17 protein-coding genes are annotated in these 14,926 nt (G+C 58.3%); 13 read left to right on the top strand and 4 right to left on the bottom strand.

What is annotated here, in order from left to right:
* Positions 1-86 precede the first annotated feature (86 nt).
* The 5 genes from MWU38_RS02715 to MWU38_RS02695 all read left to right on the top strand — a co-directional run bounded on the left by MWU38_RS02715 (position 87) and on the right by MWU38_RS02695 (position 6,474).
* Positions 87-749, top strand: coding sequence for a nitroreductase (locus MWU38_RS02715; protein WP_247270291.1), 663 nt, complete (start codon positions 87-89; stop codon positions 747-749).
* Between the two features lie 49 nt (positions 750-798).
* Positions 799-2,238 (top strand): cysteine--tRNA ligase, encoded by a 1,440-nt coding sequence (gene cysS, locus MWU38_RS02710; RefSeq protein ID WP_247270290.1) that lies wholly within the window; start codon positions 799-801, stop codon positions 2,236-2,238.
* Positions 2,235-3,173 carry a D-2-hydroxyacid dehydrogenase gene (locus MWU38_RS02705; protein WP_247270289.1) on the top strand — a complete coding sequence of 313 codons (939 nt, stop codon included), beginning with the start codon at positions 2,235-2,237 and terminating at the stop codon, positions 3,171-3,173. Before cysS ends, MWU38_RS02705 begins: the two co-directional genes overlap by 4 nt.
* A gap of 214 nt (positions 3,174-3,387) precedes the next feature.
* Positions 3,388-5,067, top strand: coding sequence for an acetolactate synthase large subunit (locus MWU38_RS02700; protein WP_247270288.1), 1,680 nt, complete (start codon positions 3,388-3,390; stop codon positions 5,065-5,067).
* Positions 5,068-5,094: 27 nt separating this feature from the next.
* Positions 5,095-6,474, top strand: coding sequence for an aldehyde dehydrogenase family protein (locus MWU38_RS02695; RefSeq protein ID WP_247270287.1), 1,380 nt, complete (start codon positions 5,095-5,097; stop codon positions 6,472-6,474).
* Between the two features lie 111 nt (positions 6,475-6,585).
* Here the strand turns inward: MWU38_RS02695 and MWU38_RS02690 are convergent, their stop codons facing one another.
* Positions 6,586-6,966 carry a hypothetical protein gene (locus MWU38_RS02690; RefSeq protein WP_247270286.1) on the bottom strand — a complete coding sequence of 127 codons (381 nt, stop codon included), beginning with the start codon at positions 6,964-6,966 and terminating at the stop codon, positions 6,586-6,588.
* A gap of 94 nt (positions 6,967-7,060) precedes the next feature.
* Positions 7,061-7,324 (bottom strand): hypothetical protein, encoded by a 264-nt coding sequence (locus MWU38_RS02685; RefSeq protein WP_247271229.1) that lies wholly within the window; start codon positions 7,322-7,324, stop codon positions 7,061-7,063.
* A 162-nt stretch (positions 7,325-7,486) separates the two neighbouring features.
* Between MWU38_RS02685 and MWU38_RS02680 the strand changes: the two genes are divergently transcribed.
* Together MWU38_RS02680 and MWU38_RS02675 are read left to right on the top strand one after the other, a co-directional pair.
* Entirely contained in the window at positions 7,487-8,158 is a 672-nt protein-coding gene (locus tag MWU38_RS02680) for a LexA family transcriptional regulator (protein WP_247270285.1), read from the top strand.
* 84 nt (positions 8,159-8,242) lie between these two features.
* Entirely contained in the window at positions 8,243-8,860 is a 618-nt protein-coding gene (locus MWU38_RS02675; protein ID WP_247270284.1) for a tetratricopeptide repeat protein, read from the top strand.
* A gap of 69 nt (positions 8,861-8,929) precedes the next feature.
* On the opposite strand, the gene MWU38_RS02670 is transcribed toward MWU38_RS02675, so the two are convergent.
* Entirely contained in the window at positions 8,930-10,216 is a 1,287-nt protein-coding gene (locus tag MWU38_RS02670) for an NADH:flavin oxidoreductase/NADH oxidase family protein (protein ID WP_247270283.1), read from the bottom strand.
* 105 nt (positions 10,217-10,321) lie between these two features.
* Between MWU38_RS02670 and MWU38_RS02665 the strand changes: the two genes are divergently transcribed.
* Positions 10,322-10,990, top strand: a complete 669-nt coding sequence (locus tag MWU38_RS02665) for an MBL fold metallo-hydrolase (RefSeq protein ID WP_281494508.1) — start codon at positions 10,322-10,324, stop codon at positions 10,988-10,990.
* 32 nt (positions 10,991-11,022) lie between these two features.
* Here the strand turns inward: MWU38_RS02665 and MWU38_RS02660 are convergent, their stop codons facing one another.
* On the bottom strand, positions 11,023-11,418 hold the full coding sequence (locus tag MWU38_RS02660) for an MAPEG family protein (RefSeq protein ID WP_247270282.1): 396 nt from the start codon (positions 11,416-11,418) through the stop codon (positions 11,023-11,025).
* 293 nt (positions 11,419-11,711) lie between these two features.
* Between MWU38_RS02660 and rpmF the strand changes: the two genes are divergently transcribed.
* The 5 genes from rpmF to MWU38_RS02635 all read left to right on the top strand — a co-directional run bounded on the left by rpmF (position 11,712) and on the right by MWU38_RS02635 (position 14,914).
* Entirely contained in the window at positions 11,712-11,894 is a 183-nt protein-coding gene (gene rpmF / locus MWU38_RS02655) for a 50S ribosomal protein L32 (protein WP_223071458.1), read from the top strand.
* Between the two features lie 26 nt (positions 11,895-11,920).
* A complete protein-coding gene (plsX, locus tag MWU38_RS02650) occupies positions 11,921-12,967 on the top strand; it encodes a phosphate acyltransferase PlsX (RefSeq protein ID WP_247270281.1) in 1,047 nt (348 codons plus the stop codon).
* Between the two features lie 61 nt (positions 12,968-13,028).
* Entirely contained in the window at positions 13,029-14,006 is a 978-nt protein-coding gene (locus tag MWU38_RS02645) for a beta-ketoacyl-ACP synthase III (RefSeq protein ID WP_247270280.1), read from the top strand.
* A 123-nt stretch (positions 14,007-14,129) separates the two neighbouring features.
* Positions 14,130-14,432, top strand: coding sequence for an integration host factor subunit alpha (locus tag MWU38_RS02640; protein WP_247270279.1), 303 nt, complete (start codon positions 14,130-14,132; stop codon positions 14,430-14,432).
* A 35-nt stretch (positions 14,433-14,467) separates the two neighbouring features.
* The gene (locus tag MWU38_RS02635; RefSeq protein WP_247270278.1) at positions 14,468-14,914 is read left to right on the top strand and encodes a MerR family transcriptional regulator; all 447 of its coding nucleotides are present in this window, start codon (positions 14,468-14,470) and stop codon (positions 14,912-14,914) included.
* Positions 14,915-14,926: the final 12 nt, after the last annotated feature.

The raw sequence follows: 14,926 nt of genomic DNA, 5'->3' as shown, positions 1-14,926 counted from the left end.
TTCTCATCTTGGATTGTCGAGGCGCGCCAAGACAGGATTGATGACCCCGATTGGGGCGATGACGTAGATGTAGAGGTAATCATAGAATGAACGTAACCGAAGCCGTCACCAGCCGCCGCTCTGTGCGGATGTTTACTGACCAAAAGGTCGAACTCGCCACCATCCGCCGCGTGCTCGACACGGCGCGTTGGGCGGCATCGGGCTGCAACTTCCAGCCTTGGGAAGCCGCTGTTGTCACCGGGGACTCGCTCAAAGAGCTTCGGGCCAAGATTGCCAAGAACGGCCCTGAAAAACCCGAATACGACTGGACCGCTCCCGAACAGGAAGAGGCCTATCTCTCGCGCCTTCACGCCGTGGGAGCAGGCATGTTTGGCGCGATGGGGATTGAGCGCGATGACAAAGAGGGCCGCGCTGCTGCAATGGCGCGCAACGCCAACAGCTTTGATGCGCCTGTCGTCATGTTCACCTACTTCCCGCGTTTCATGAAAGAGCCGCAATGGTCGGACACTGGCATGTGGCTGCAAACCGTGGCGTTGCTCCTTCGTGAAGAGGGGCTCGACAGCTGCTATCAGGAATTCATGGCGATTTACGCCAACACGATCCGCGAGCACCTCGGCCTCGATCATGAGCGTTACATGCTGTTTTGCGGCATGGCGATTGGCTACCGCGACCCCGACGCGCCGCTCAACAATTTTGAACGCGAGCGCGTGCCGCTTGATGAGCACGTGACCTTCCACGGCTTTGAGTAAGCGCATCGGCCATTGACCCGGCGCGCTTTGCTCATAAAAGCGCCCCACCATGTCCGAGCTTAAACTCTTCAACTCGCTGACCCGCGAAATTGAGCCCTTTGTCCCCGTCCACGAAGGCGAGGCGCGGGTCTATTCGTGTGGGCCAACGGTTTATAACTACCAGCATATCGGCAATATGCGCGCCTATGTGTTTGCCGATACGCTTGGCCGCACGCTTCAGTACAAGGGCTATAAGCTCACCCACGTGATCAACATCACGGACGTGGGGCACCTCACGTCTGACGCGGATGAGGGCGAGGACAAAATGGAGAAAATGGCGGCGACCCAAGGCAAAAGCGCATGGGACATCGCCGCCTTTTATCAGGCCGATTTCGAGAACGACCTCGCGCGCTTGGGAATCCAGAAGAAGCAGCATCCCCGCGCCACCGAATATGTCGAAGAGATGATCGAGTGGGGCAAGGCCATGGCGGACAAACACTGCTATGAGCTCGACAGCGGTCTCTATTTCGACATCTCCACCGTCGCTGATTACGGAAGGCTTGCGCGTGCTGTCACCGAGGAAGGCGAGGGACGGATTGAAAAGCTGGAAGGCAAGCGCAATGCGGGCGACTTCGCGATTTGGCGCAAGACCCCGGAAGGCGAAACGCGCCAGATGGAATGGGACAGCCCATGGGGCAAAGGCGCGCCCGGCTGGCACCTTGAATGCTCGGTCATGGGTGAGAAGCTGCTCGGCTTCCCCTTCGACATTCACACCGGCGGCATCGACCACCGCGAAATCCACCACCCCAACGAAATCGCTCAGAATCAGGCGTTCTGCGGATGCGGAGGACTGTCCGAGGCGCGCAATTCAGGTGCGAACATCTGGATGCACAACAACTTTCTCGTTGAGCGGTCCGGTAAGATGTCGAAGTCATCCGGCGAGTTTCTGCGGTTGCAGCTGCTGGTCGACAAGGGCTTCCACCCGCTCAGCTATCGTCTGATGTGCTTGCAGGCGCATTACCGCTCGGAGCTTGAGTTCTCGTGGGAGGGGCTTGAGGCGGCTCTTACGCGATTGAAGCGCATGGTGATCGCAGTTGAGCGTGTTAAAGATGTTGTAAGCGAGCCGATGGCCGAGCATCAGAAATTTGCAGCGCCTCTTGCCAAGTTCGACGAAGCGATTTCGGACGACCTTGGCACGCCGGTCGCGTTGACGGCCCTTGAGGAAGCGTTGGCGGTCAAGAAAGTCGCGCCTGAAATCAAGCGCGCTGTCATCGAGCATATGGACGCGGTTCTGGGCCTCAATCTGTTTGGCCTGACCCGCGAGGAACTTCGCATTCGTCCGGTCTCTGCGGAAATCACCGAGGATGAGATCGAAGACGCGCTGGCCCGCCGCAAGGCCGCGCGTGCAGAGAAGGATTTTGCCACCTCGGATGCAATCCGCGATGAACTCATCGCAAAAGGCGTAGATGTGATGGACGGCGATCCATTGGGTTGGGAGTGGAAACTATGACGACTTTGGCAATCTCGGGCCTGATCCGCCCGCTGCTCGAACCGCAATTGCCCAAGGACCTCGATGTCCGTTGGTTCATGACCCATGAGGAAGCTCTCGAAGCGGTGAAGAGCGCGGAAATCGGCTGGTTCGATATGAACGAGAAGCCCGCGATGGCAGCAGCGCTTCACGCTGCGACCGACCTCAAATGGCTCAATTCCATCTACGCAGGGCTCGATTTCCTGCCGATGGACGTTCTGATCGAGCGCGGGATCACCGTGACCAATGGCGTTGGCATCAATGCGATCACGATTGCCGAATACACCGTCATGGGTATGCTTAATATCGCAAAGGGCTACCGCGATGTTGTGCGCGCGCAGGAGCGGCGCGAGTGGCTGATGGACAGCCCCGGCAAGCGCGAACTCGCTGGCTCCAAAGCGCTGCTGCTTGGCTATGGCGCCATTGGCAAGCTGATCAAGCCACGGCTCGAAGCGTTCGATGTCGATGTGACCGTGGTGCGCCGTTCGGGCGGAGAAGGTGTACTTTCGCCTGACGAATGGCGCGGAAAACTGGGCGAATTTGACTGGGTAATCCTTGCGGTCCCTGCAACACCAGAAACCGAGAATATGATCGGCGCCGATGAACTTGCCGCCATGAAGCGCGAATGTGTTCTCGTGAATATCGCCCGCGGCGAAGTTGTCGATCAGCCCGCCTTGATCGAGGCGCTCAAGACCCGCTCCATCGAAGGTGCGTTTCTTGATGTGACCACCCCTGAACCCCTGCCGGAAACCCATGAGCTTTGGACGCTCGACAACGCACACATCTCGATGCACCTTTCGGGCAGGGCGCAAAACATGATGTTCATTCGCAGCGCCCAACGCTTCCTTGAGAACCTTGCGAAGTACCAGCGCGGCGAGCCGCTCTCTCCGATTTTCGATCCGAAGCTGGGCTATTGATCTTGCGAAATGTGCATTGTGCACTTGGATTCTGACGGATTCCTGCAATACATGAACCTGCAACCGGTCCACACGGCCGATTAGACGCGAACCGTTTGGGGGAATGGTTCTTTGAAGTTCCTGCAGTCGCAGGTGACTTTCTCCCTCGGGGCGCACGAGTTTTGCGGCTGCGTTGACCATGCCGGACACGCGCCAACAGGGGGGAATTGCAAGCATGACCGATACCAAAAAAGCGTCCGACGTTTTCATCGAATGTCTGGAAGCCGAAGGGTGCGAATACATCTTTGGCGTGCCGGGTGAAGAGAACCTGGACTTTCTCGATTCGCTCGGGCGCTCGGACAAGATCAAGCTGATCCTCACCCGCCATGAACAAGGCGCAGGCTTCATGGCCGCGACCTATGGCCGCCACACGGGCAAGACCGGGGTGTGCGTCGCGACGCTTGGTCCGGGCGCAACCAACTTTGTAACAAGCGCAGCCTATGCTCAACTTGGCGGGATGCCGGTGCTGATGATTACCGGGCAAAAGCCGATCAAGAAGTCGAAGCAAGGCCGTTTCCAGATTGTCGATATCGTCTCTTTGATGGAGCCGGTGACGAAGTATTCGATCCAGATTGCAGCGGGCGACAACATCCCCAGCCGCGTACGCGAGGCTTATCGCCTGGCCGAAGAAGAAAAGCCTGGTGCGACCCTGATCGAGCTGCCCGAAGACATCGCCGAAGAACCCACGACCGATTGGCACCCGCTTCCCAGGAGCGTCGCGCGCCGCCCGTCGGCGGAACACAAAGCGGTCCGTGCGGCCGTCAAAGCGATCGAGAGCGCAAAGAACCCCGTGATTGTTATTGGCGCAGGGGCCAACCGCAAGACGGCAGGGCGCATGCTTGAGCAACTGGTCGAGAAGACGGGCATCCCGTTCCTCACCACACAAATGGGCAAGGGTGTGATCGACGAACGCCACCCCAAATTCCTGGGCTGTGCAGCCTTGTCGGCTGGCGATTTTGTCCACCGCGCGGTCGAGGCAAGCGACTGCATCATCAATGTTGGCCACGACGTGATCGAGAAGCCGCCCTTCTTCATGAAGAATGTCTTCGATGATCCCAAAACCGGCGGACAGACGGTCATTCACGTCTCGACCAACACCGCCGAAGTCGACCCTGTTTATTTCCCGCAAATCGAGGTGATCGGGGATATTGGCAATGCGATCTGGCAGATCAAGGAAGACATCTCGCCCAATCGCAGCTGGGATTTTGGGCATATGCTCGAATATCACCAGGCCGAGCTCGAACACACAGGCAAACTTGCTGACGATGCGCGCTTTCCCATCTTCCCGCCGCATCTGGTGAAACAGGTGCGCGAGGCAGTGCCGCACGATGGTATTATTTGTCTCGATAACGGTGTCTACAAGATCTGGTTTGCGCGCGGCTATACGGCATACCTTCCAAACACCGTGCTGCTCGACAATGCGCTTGCGACCATGGGTGCAGGGCTTCCGTCTGCGATGATGAGCGCGATGCTCTACCCCGACCGCCACGTGATGGCGATTTGCGGCGATGGCGGCTTCATGATGAACAGCCAGGAGATGGAAACCGCGGTGCGTTTGGGACTCAATCTGACTGTGTTGATCCTTCGCGATGATGCCTATGGCATGATCCGCTGGAAACAGGCGAACATGGGCTTTAACGACTTTGGTCTCACCTATGGGAACCCGGACTATGTCCAATATGCAGAGAGTTACGGAGCAAAAGGGCACCGGGTGGAGAGCAGCGAGCACTTGACCGAACTCCTCGCCCATTGCCGCGACACGCCGGGTGTGCATCTCATCGATTGTCCGGTTGACTATTCTGAGAACGACCAGATCCTGAACCACGACATCAAGAAATTGAGCGCCGAGCTTTAAGCTTTCCCGCGACCCCGTCAGGAGACAATGATGAAGACAGTCGTCAACCCGTTCGACCTTTCCGAAATCGGCCAGGTGCCTACGGCCGAATGGGACGAAATCGACGCGTTCCTGACGCGGGCGCATGAGCTTTCGGAAGACCGCTCGACGTGGATGAAAACGCATGAGCGCGCAGGCATCCTCGAGAAGGTCGTGAAGATCATGAAAGAGCGGCGTGACCACCTCGCTTTCCAGATCGCCAATGAAGGCGGAAAACCATTGATCGATGCGCGGGTCGAAGCGGATCGGGCGATCAAGGGGGTTGAGCTTTGCATCGAAGACCTTGGCAACGTGCGCGGCACCGAAATCCCGATGGGCTTGAGCGCCTCTGGTGATGGAAGGTTTGCCTGGACCACGCGCGAGCCTATCGGCCCTGTGGTGGCGGTCTCCGCGTTCAATCATCCGCTGAATCTCATCGTTCACCAAGTCGCGCCAGCGGTCGCAACGGGGTGCCCGGTGATCGTAAAGCCTGCCAGCGACACACCGCTGTCCTGCTTTGAATTCATCGATATTTTGCACGAGGCGGGCCTTCCAAAAGAATGGGCCAAAGCGGTCGCACCATCGCGTGAGGCGTCGGAGAAGATGGTGACCGACCCGCGCGTCGCTTTCTTCACCTTTATCGGTTCGGCGGGTGTTGGCTGGGGCCTTCGTTCCAAGCTTTCGCCCGGTACACGCTGCGCGCTCGAACATGGCGGGGTTGCGCCGGTGATCGTCGATGCAACCGCCGATCTCGATGCCGCCGTTCCTGCTTTGATGAAGGGCGGCTTTTATCACTCGGGCCAGGTGTGCGTTTCGGTTCAGCGGATATTTGCGCACGCCTCGGTCGTGGAGGAGCTTTCGTCGCGCATGGCTGCGGCGGCAAAAGAGCTTAAAGTCGGCAATGCGACGCAGGAAGACACCGAATGCGGGCCTCTCATCAGGCCTGCGGAAACCGACCGCGTGGCCGAATGGGTCGAAGAAGCGCGTGAGGGCGGGGCCGGGGTCCTTTGCGGTGGTGAGAAACTCTCCGACACGACCTACGCCCCCACGGTGCTGCTCAACCCGCCCAAGGATGCGAAGGTCTCGACCCATGAGGTCTTTGGCCCGGTGGTTTGCGTCTATTCCTACGACGATGTCGACGATGCGATTGCTCAGGCCAATTCGCTCGACGTGTCATTTCAGGCGGCGGTGTTCACCAACGACTTGAAGGGCGCGATGCACACTTATCGTAACATCAACGCCTCGGCTGTGATGGTGAACGACCACTCCGCCTTCCGCGTGGACTGGATGCCGTTCGCCGGCCTCAAGACCTCGGGCCACGGCGTCGGCGGCATCCCTTACACGATGCACGAAATGACCATCGAGAAGATGATCGTGATCAATGCGTAATCGACTGGTTAGGCCCATCCGGGCCTAACTCCTCGCTAGACGGGCAGGCAAGCTGTCGCCGCTGCGGGCGCGGGGTCACGCCCGCGAGCTTACGGCTCGATTGGTCACGTATCAACTATCCTCCAACAGCAGCAGCACCGCTGTCACTTGCAACCGCTCGTGTAGGCCAAATCGGTGGTCAACTTCGCGGATACTGGCATCGGCAACCAAATGGCCGGGGATGGTGAATTCGTGCTCGGGCAGAGTCTCCATAAACTCCTCGCCCTTCGCCACAGCTTCTGCACCTTCGAATACCAGCGTCACCTCGTGGCGTGTGCCGGAGAATGTGATTGAACTCCAGGCGCTTTCCTCATGTTTGAGACACTTGAGACACTTGAGACACTGTTCAGGGAAGGAAATTCCGGTGAGTTTGAACAATGCCTCGCGCAGCCGGTCGGCGGTGGTTTTTCGGGCGCGCATGGGGTGAGGGCTTTTCGCCGCTGGCGCATTCATGGATTTGAATTCCAACCTCGCGCGACCAAAGGTGGGACCAAGGATCGGTCGGCGCGTACGGGTGTGGGCAGGCGAACGAGCGGGGGCGCGGCGATCAAGCAGCATAGCAAAACCCCTTCGTCTCGAATGCAGGCTCATCGTTGGCGGCAATGCGGAAGGAATGCGGGCGTGCCATCGCGCGATTGCCGGCCTCGAATTCCTTCATCCATTCAAGCGTGCGCGCCTCGGTTTCAGGGCGTGGAATACGTCCCATGCGAAGGTCCAGCACAAAGCGTGGATCATGGGCGGCCAAGCGGCCAAATTTGGTCGCGGCCATTTGGTGTGTGTGCAGGAATCTCTCAACGTCTCGAAGCAACATCATTTTCCTTTCGGTGTTCCATTCGGTGTCACCGAGCCGTCACCTGCACCGCGAATCGCTCAATGTTCACTTAATGTTCCACACAAATCGGGGCTTGTCTAGGAAAAATCCTACGTGTAGGAAGGATTTGGTAACCATCGGGGTCCTAGTAAGGAAAACGCCATGAGTGATGATATACAAAAGGACGCGCGCGGGCGCTTGCTCACCCTGTCTAAGGAGCGCGGCGCTAGCCTTGCGAGCCTTTCCGAAATGCTCGGCAGAAATGGCACGTACCTCCAGCAATTCATCAAGAAGGGCAGCCCGAAGAAGTTGGAGGAAGGCGATCGCAAGATGCTTGCGGAATTCTTCGGCGTGGCGGAAAGCGAGCTTGGCGCACCCGGGGAAACATTTAAGGAAAAATCCTACAATCCTGCGAGGCCAAAGCGCAGCACGCGATGGATCGATGTCCCCCGCCTCAATATCGGCGCCTCCGCAGGGCCGGGCGCACTGCCCGACGGCGAAGAGCCTTACGACACCTTTCAGTTTTCCCGCCGCTGGCTCTCAGAACAGGGGCTGGAAGGTGCAAAGCTTCAAGCGATCACGGTTGAGGGGGACTCGATGGAGCCGCTCCTCAACGATGGCGATGAAATCCTGATCGACACGAGCGAGCGCCCTTTTCGCGACGGAGTGCACGTGGTGCGCCTTGGCGATACGCTAATGGTGAAGCGGGTTGCACAAGCCGGGGCAGGGCGCTTGTCGCTGCTTAGTCAGAACTTGTCCTACCCGCCGGTGGATGTTGCGGCCGACGAAATGGAAGTGATCGGGCGGGTTGTTTGGAAGGGGGGGCGGATATAATCTCCCTCCCGGAAGACCTTCGGGCTATAAAATCCGACCGGAAGAGTTCTATTCTTTTTGAAAAGTGAGCTAGTTCTCTCAGAGATGTATAGCCTCGAAGACATGGGTGAGACCATGAAATATGAGTGGGAGAACGACGAGTACAACCAAGAAGTATGGGAGCTAATGACGCACATTGATGAAGGGTTAGAGAAATCCTTGTGCGGATTGAGAGAAGCATCCGAAGCAGGCTCCACTTTGGCTGCGATCTGTTTGTCAGACATCCTTTTTGATGGTCGTCATGGAGCATCGCGTAACATCCCAGAGGCAATTTCTTGGGCCAGACACGCCGCGCAAAACGGGTCGATCGAGGGCGGCTTTCTCTTAGCTGAGTACTTAGAGAAGACAGGAGACTTTAACGCTGCTCAAGAAGAATACGCCAAGCTCGCAAAGCGCGGCTACTCGCCAGCAATGTACAGGCTTGCCCTAGACTATTGGGCTGAAAAAGGTGTTGAGAGGGACGTCGCAAAGTCGATTGAGTACTTTTCCAAAGCAATCAACTCTGGACATCTCCACGCGAAAGCGGATTTCGCTAGGCTGAAAAGGGCCGGTGAGTTTGGCTTCTGGAGCCGGATTAGTGGCGTGGTTGATTTTTTCGCCTTGATTATCCCGATGATGGTCATGTTTCTTTGGTATCCTGCGGGCCAATTGGTGCGCAAATGATACCATGCTGGGTGTTAGCCCATCGGTGCCTTCCGCCCGAGCGCAGATTACAGCCTGATCGCGTGAGTGCTAGCCGCCCCGCCGTCGTTTGAGCCAACCCTTATGCGTCGCCTCGGTCTGGCGCCATGCGGCGAAGACAGAGAGGTCCTTGTCTGCCTTACCCGTCCGCCCGAGCGCGTAGATTTGGCCGTAGAACCAGAACTGCACGGCAAAGCTTGCCGCTGCGCGCAGGGCTTTGATACCGGTGAGGAACTGCAAGGGCGCGGGGAAAAGTGAAAGCTCGTCTTCGTAGCGGTGTAGGGCCTCTTCGCCCTCAAGCAGCCGCTTCGGCCCATCGGGATCTGCGCACAATGGCCGGCCAAGGCCGATCAAATCCGCCGCGCCGCTTTCCAAAGCTTGCTCCATCGCTGCTTTGCTGCGAAAGCCGCCTGTCACCATCAGCGGCACTTTGCACGCGTCTTTCATGGCTTTGGCAAAGTCGACGAAATAGGCCTCGCGCTTGGCTGTGGAGGGTTTCACATCGGGGTTGTCGGCTGGCTCCATCCCATCAATACCTAATAGCTTGGGTTGCTCGTAAGTGCCGCCGGAGACTTCGATCAGGTCAACGCCCAATTCCTCAAGCCAGCCGACGACCGTGACGCTGTCCTCAAACGCAAAACCGCCTTTCTGAAAGTCGGCGCTGTTGAGTTTGACGCTGATGGGGAAATCCGGCCCCACAGCCTCGCGGGACTGACGGATGATTTCGAGGAGCAGGCGAGCGCGGTTTTCGAGGCTCCCGCCCCATTCGTCCTCGCGGATATTCGTGCGCGGGGAAAGGAATTGCGAGATGAGATAGCCGTGTGCGCCGTGGATTTGGACGCCGGTAAAGCCGACCTTTTTGCAAGTCCTGACCGCGCGAACGAAGCCTGCGATGACCTCTTCGATCTCGTGGGCCTCAAGCGCGACCGGCTCGCCAAACTGGCCGCCGGGAATGCCAACTTTGACGGCAGAGGGCGCTTTGGGATGCGGGTTGACGATTTTGAAGCATTGCCGCCCGGCATGGCTGATCTGCGCCCAGAAGTGGTTGCCATTCGACGTCCCCGCAGCCGTCCACTCTCGGAAACGCTCGCGCTCGTCCTCGGTCAGCTCTCGGTCGATGATCACATTGCCGGGGCGTTCAAGGTGGTCGGCATCGATCTGGATATTGCCCGAAAGCAGCATCCCTGCACCGCCCTCAGCCCAGATCTTGTAAAGCCGCGTAAGCTCAGGCGTGGGGAGGCCTTGCGGATCGGCCAACCCTTCCGTCATCGCCGCTTTTGAAAGCCGATTGGGCAACACCGCGCCGCAAGGCAGAGTGAGTGAGCTGGCAAGTGTCATTGTGAAATCTCTCCCCGTTTTGCCCACCATAGCGTGCACGTTTCATTGTGAAACCCGAATGTGCCCCGCTTGCAATTGCGCCGCTCCCGCGCCATTTCGCTTCCCATGACTGACACGCCTAAAACCTCTCCGATGAAAGCCGCCATCATTCCTGTGACGCCGTTGCAGCAGAACTGCTCGCTCATTTGGTGCACCAAGACGATGAAGGCTGCGCTGACCGATCCGGGCGGCGATTTGCACAAGCTGAAAGACGGCATCGCCAAGGCGGGCGTGAGCCTGGAGAAAATCCTCATCACCCACGGCCATCTGGACCACTGCGGTCAGGCCGGAATATTGGCGGAGGAAATGGGCGTGCCGATCGAGGGCCCGCATAAGGATGACCTCTTCTGGATCGAGCAACTCGACTCAGACGGCGCGCGCTATGGGATGGAAGCGAAAAGCTTCACCCCCGACCGCTGGTTAGAGCATGGCGACACGGTGACGGTTGGTGAACTGACTCTCGATGTGATCCACTGCCCCGGCCACACACCCGGCCACGTTGTCTTCGTTCACGGCCCAAGCAAGTTCGCGATTGTCGGCGATGTCCTGTTCCAGGGTTCCATCGGGCGCACCGACTTCCCGCGCGGCAATCATCAGGACCTGATCGACTCGATCACAAAGCGCCTCTGGCCATTGGGTGAAGACATCACCTTCATCCCCGGCCACGGCCCCACCAGCACGTTCGGGCGCGAACGCCAGACCAATGCGTTTGTCAGCGACTATGCGTTGAGCTGATAGGAGGGGCGTAAAAGTCCCCCAAATCGTTGCTACATCACCCCAGCTGCAATCAGCGCAGCCACAATGGCAAGACCAAGCAGCGTCAACATCGAAACCAGCGTGCCGATCATGCGGCCAATCTGCATTGACCCGCCATCCATTCCGAAGGCGTGAGCCACGCGACCGATGATGAATGCGCCGGCAACCCATGCAAGCCACGGTTCACCCCGGCCTGACAGCTCAATCGCACCAATCAGGATCAGGACAAATGGGGCGTTCTCTACGAAATTCGCCTGTGCGCGCATCCTGCGGATGAGATTTACATTGTCTTCATCACCTACGGAAATCTTTTCAGCCTGACGCACCGCACCAATGCGCAGCATCAACCAGATGTTCAATATCGCAGCTGCCGCTGCGCTCGACAGCGTTACGCTCAAAAGTTCCATCAGACGTTCCCCTCGACCTTTATTTGGTTTTGTTCCGAAACCGAGCTAGGCGACGGACTTCCGCGATGCAATGCTCTTGGCCAAGCGCAGTGTGATGGCTTCAACGCTTGCATGCTTTGAAATTTTCGCTATAGCGCGCGGCTTCCCGCCAATTGAGGCTTGGACCCGGCACGTGAGGGTTATTCACCTTGTGTGGCTAGCGGCCATGTCCTAAGGGCGTCACCGAAACACAACGCAGGGTTCGTGAGAATCGCGCCTTTGCAACGCACTAGATTTGAGGAAATGGCTGAGCCATGGCTGTCCCTAAGAGAAAAGTATCCCCGCATCGCCGTGGCAATCGGCGCGCGCACGACTCGCTGAAAGTTGAAGCTTTCGGTGAATGCTCGAACTGCGGTGAATTGCACCGCCCGCACACGATGTGCCACCACTGCGGCTATTACAACGGCCGTCTGGTGCTTGCCCCCAAGGGCATCTAACTCGTCACTAAAGAAGGATTTCGCGCATGACTCTCCCGCGTATCGCCATTGATGCGATGGGCGGCGATGAAGGTGTGCGCGTTATGGTCGAGGGCGCTGCTCTCGCCCGGCGCGAGCACGACCGCTTCAAATTTCTTCTCGTAGGTGACCAGCAGCGTATTGAGCGCGCACTCGAAGATCATCCCGGCATGGCTGGTGCTTCGGAAATTCTGCACTGCGATGATGTGATCAGCGGGGATGAACTTCCATCCAAAGCCATTCGCCGCGCCAAAACCACGAGCATGGGGCAAGCCGTCCATGCGGTTAAAAGGGGTGCGGCTGGCGCTGCGGTAAGCGCTGGTAACACCGGCGCGCTTATGGCGATGAGCAAGCTTGCGCTTCGCACTCTTCCCGGCATTGACCGGCCCGCCCTGGCGGCGCTTCTGCCGACCCTTGAACAGCACGATGTGGTCATGCTCGACCTTGGCGCCAATACGGATGCCGACGCGCGCAACCTCGTCCAGTTTGCAGTGATGGGCGCAGCCTATTCGCGCATTGTAAACGGGTTCGAGAGGCCGACGGTGCGCCTGCTCAATATCGGCACTGAAATGATCAAGGGCACTGAAAGGCTGCGCGACGCCGCCGCTCAACTCAAGAGCGCAACGGGCCTTGCGATGAATTTCGATGGCTTTGTTGAAAGCGACAAGATCAATCGGGGCGAGACCCATGTGGTCGTGACCGACGGGTTTTCCGGCAATATCGCCTTGAAGGCAATTGAAGGCTCGGCGCGCTTTGTGACCGACCTTTTGCGGCAGGCGTTCACCAGTTCGCTGCGTTCAAAATTCGGGTTTCTCGTCTCGAAACCCGCGACCGAGCTCTTGAAGCACCATCTTGACCCCAACAATCACAACGGTGCGGTTTTCCTCGGCCTTAACGGCGTCGTCGTCAAAAGCCACGGCAGCGCCAATGCCAGGGGCGTTGCGCAAGCCGTGACCGTTGCGGCCCGGCTTCTGGAAAACCGTCTTACCGACCGGATCGCTGCGGATCTGGGCGAATTGGGCCCGGATTTTAATGGTCGAGGCCTTGAAACGTAACGTAAAGGCGTAGAAAGCGCTTCAGCGTATCGTTACGCAAAGCAAGCGGAGTGCGCCTCTAGTGCCAGGATCAAGAGTGTTGGGATCAGGCTCTGCCCTTCCTGACCGCATCGTTACCAATGCCGAAATGGCCACGATGGTCGACACTTCCGATGAATGGATTGTCGAGCGCACCGGAATTCGCCAGCGGCACATTGCAGGCGAAGACGAAACGACCGCAACCCTTGCGATCAAGGCTGCTCGCGCGGCGTTGGATGATGCAGGGCTTGAACCTGCCGACATTGGCCTGATCGTCCTTGCCACCGCGACGCCCGACAACACTTTTCCAGCGACCGCCACGAAGGTGCAGGATGCGCTGGGCTGCCATGGCGGAATTGCCTTTGACGTGGCGGCTGTGTGTTCGGGCTTCCTTTATGCGATCGCAACTGCCGACTCGATGCTTACCACCGGCATGGCTCGCCGCGCTTTGGTGATAGGGGCAGAGACTTTCAGCCGTATTCTCGATTGGGAAGACCGCACGACCTGCGTTCTGTTTGGCGACGGGGCAGGGGCGGTTGTGCTGGAAGCGCCAGATGCCTCGAACCGTGTTGAGGATGGTGGTCCCGGCATTATCGCAAGCCGGCTTCACGCTGACGGAGCGCAGCACGATTTGCTCTATGTCGACGGCGGACCGTCCTCGACCCAGACCGTTGGCCATCTGCGTATGCGCGGGCCCGAAGTTTTCAGGCACGCAGTGGTCAACCTGTCGAGCGTTCTGCACGAGGTCATTGAAGATGCTGGTATTTCTGCCGATGATATCGATTGGATCGTGCCGCACCAGGCGAACAAACGCATCCTGGATGCGACCGCGCGCAAGCTCAAGATTGGCCCCGAACGGGTGATCGTGACCGTCGACAGCCACGCCAACACCTCGGCTGCTTCTGTGCCGCTGGCTTTTGACACCGCACGCAAGGACGGGCGGATCAAATCGGGCGATCTGGTCATGTTCGAAGCGATGGGTGGCGGCTTTACCTGGGGCGCTACTCTTCTCCGAATTTGATTGTTTCGCACTTGTCGGCCCAGAAAATGTGCGGGATATCCCATGCGCAATTTGCGCGAGGGCCGAAAAAGTTTTATAGTCTCATGACTTAATGGGTTCGCGCCAACAGGTGGAGATAGGCATATGATGCGTTCTGCAGGCACTCTTACTCGGGCCGACCTCGCCGAGACAGTTAATCGCAAAATGGGTTTCAGTCGGGCGGAATCGCTCGATCTGGTGGAAGCGATCCTGGACAAAATGTCGAATGCGCTCGCCGAGGGGGAAAACGTCAAGATTTCCGGCTTTGGCAGCTTCGTTCTTCGCGACAAGAACGAACGGGTCGGTCGCAACCCCAAAACCGGGGTCGAGGTTCCGATCACGCCGCGCCGCGTCCTGACGTTTCGCGCAAGCCAGCTGCTTAAAGAGAAAATCGCCAAGGCGTCCTAAGACGCCGTGCTGGCGGGCCCGGGACATTTTCAAGAATGGCGGAATTTGCAGACGGCAAGGCGAAAAGCGCCTTTCGCACCATCGGCGAGGTCAGCGAGGCGCTGAATATCAAGCCGCATGTGCTGCGCTATTGGGAGCAGCAATTTTCGCTGCTCAAGCCGATGAAGCGCAGCGGCGGGCGCCGGCTTTATCGCCCAGGTGACATTGAAATGGTCGAGGAAATCGACCGGCTGGTGAATGGCGAAGGCTATACCCTCAAGGGCGCTGAAGCCTATCTGCGCTCGCATGGCGCGCCCGGCTCTGAACGCCGCAAGAATGATCGGCGTGTCGGAGATCGGCGAGCCTCCGGCGTTGATGCCGGCAACAGCGGCGCCTCTGCAATGGATCGACCTTTGCCTGAGAACAGTGGCCCTGATCTGTCGGAAAGCATCGCCAAGCTGAAAAGCATTCGCGACCGGCTGGCAAAGGCCATCGAAGCCTGACGCTTCAAGGTC

It is taken from the genome of Qipengyuania sp. S6317L1 (genome assembly GCF_023015615.1).
Taxonomy (GTDB): Bacteria; Pseudomonadota; Alphaproteobacteria; order Sphingomonadales; family Sphingomonadaceae; genus Erythrobacter.
This window is presented reverse-complemented; position numbering and strand designations above follow the sequence as displayed.

Excerpts from the sequence above, each read along its gene's own strand:
- MWU38_RS02665 (WP_281494508.1), top strand. The coding sequence starts at position 10,322 with ATGACTGACACGCCTAAAACCTCTCCGATGAAAGCCGCCATCATTCCT.
- MWU38_RS02685 (WP_247271229.1), bottom strand. The coding sequence starts at position 7,324 with ATGTTGCTTCGAGACGTTGAGAGATTCCTGCACACACACCAAATGGCC.
- MWU38_RS02715 (WP_247270291.1), top strand. The coding sequence starts at position 87 with ATGAACGTAACCGAAGCCGTCACCAGCCGCCGCTCTGTGCGGATGTTT.
- MWU38_RS02660 (WP_247270282.1), bottom strand. The coding sequence starts at position 11,418 with ATGGAACTTTTGAGCGTAACGCTGTCGAGCGCAGCGGCAGCTGCGATA.
- MWU38_RS02680 (WP_247270285.1), top strand. The coding sequence starts at position 7,487 with ATGAGTGATGATATACAAAAGGACGCGCGCGGGCGCTTGCTCACCCTG.
- MWU38_RS02640 (WP_247270279.1), top strand. The coding sequence starts at position 14,130 with ATGATGCGTTCTGCAGGCACTCTTACTCGGGCCGACCTCGCCGAGACA.
- MWU38_RS02635 (WP_247270278.1), top strand. The coding sequence starts at position 14,468 with ATGGCGGAATTTGCAGACGGCAAGGCGAAAAGCGCCTTTCGCACCATC.
- plsX (WP_247270281.1), top strand. The coding sequence starts at position 11,921 with ATGACTCTCCCGCGTATCGCCATTGATGCGATGGGCGGCGATGAAGGT.
- MWU38_RS02690 (WP_247270286.1), bottom strand. The coding sequence starts at position 6,966 with ATGAATGCGCCAGCGGCGAAAAGCCCTCACCCCATGCGCGCCCGAAAA.
- MWU38_RS02705 (WP_247270289.1), top strand. The coding sequence starts at position 2,235 with ATGACGACTTTGGCAATCTCGGGCCTGATCCGCCCGCTGCTCGAACCG.
- MWU38_RS02700 (WP_247270288.1), top strand. The coding sequence starts at position 3,388 with ATGACCGATACCAAAAAAGCGTCCGACGTTTTCATCGAATGTCTGGAA.
- cysS (WP_247270290.1), top strand. The coding sequence starts at position 799 with ATGTCCGAGCTTAAACTCTTCAACTCGCTGACCCGCGAAATTGAGCCC.
- MWU38_RS02695 (WP_247270287.1), top strand. The coding sequence starts at position 5,095 with ATGATGAAGACAGTCGTCAACCCGTTCGACCTTTCCGAAATCGGCCAG.
- MWU38_RS02670 (WP_247270283.1), bottom strand. The coding sequence starts at position 10,216 with ATGACACTTGCCAGCTCACTCACTCTGCCTTGCGGCGCGGTGTTGCCC.
- rpmF (WP_223071458.1), top strand. The coding sequence starts at position 11,712 with ATGGCTGTCCCTAAGAGAAAAGTATCCCCGCATCGCCGTGGCAATCGG.
- MWU38_RS02675 (WP_247270284.1), top strand. The coding sequence starts at position 8,243 with ATGTATAGCCTCGAAGACATGGGTGAGACCATGAAATATGAGTGGGAG.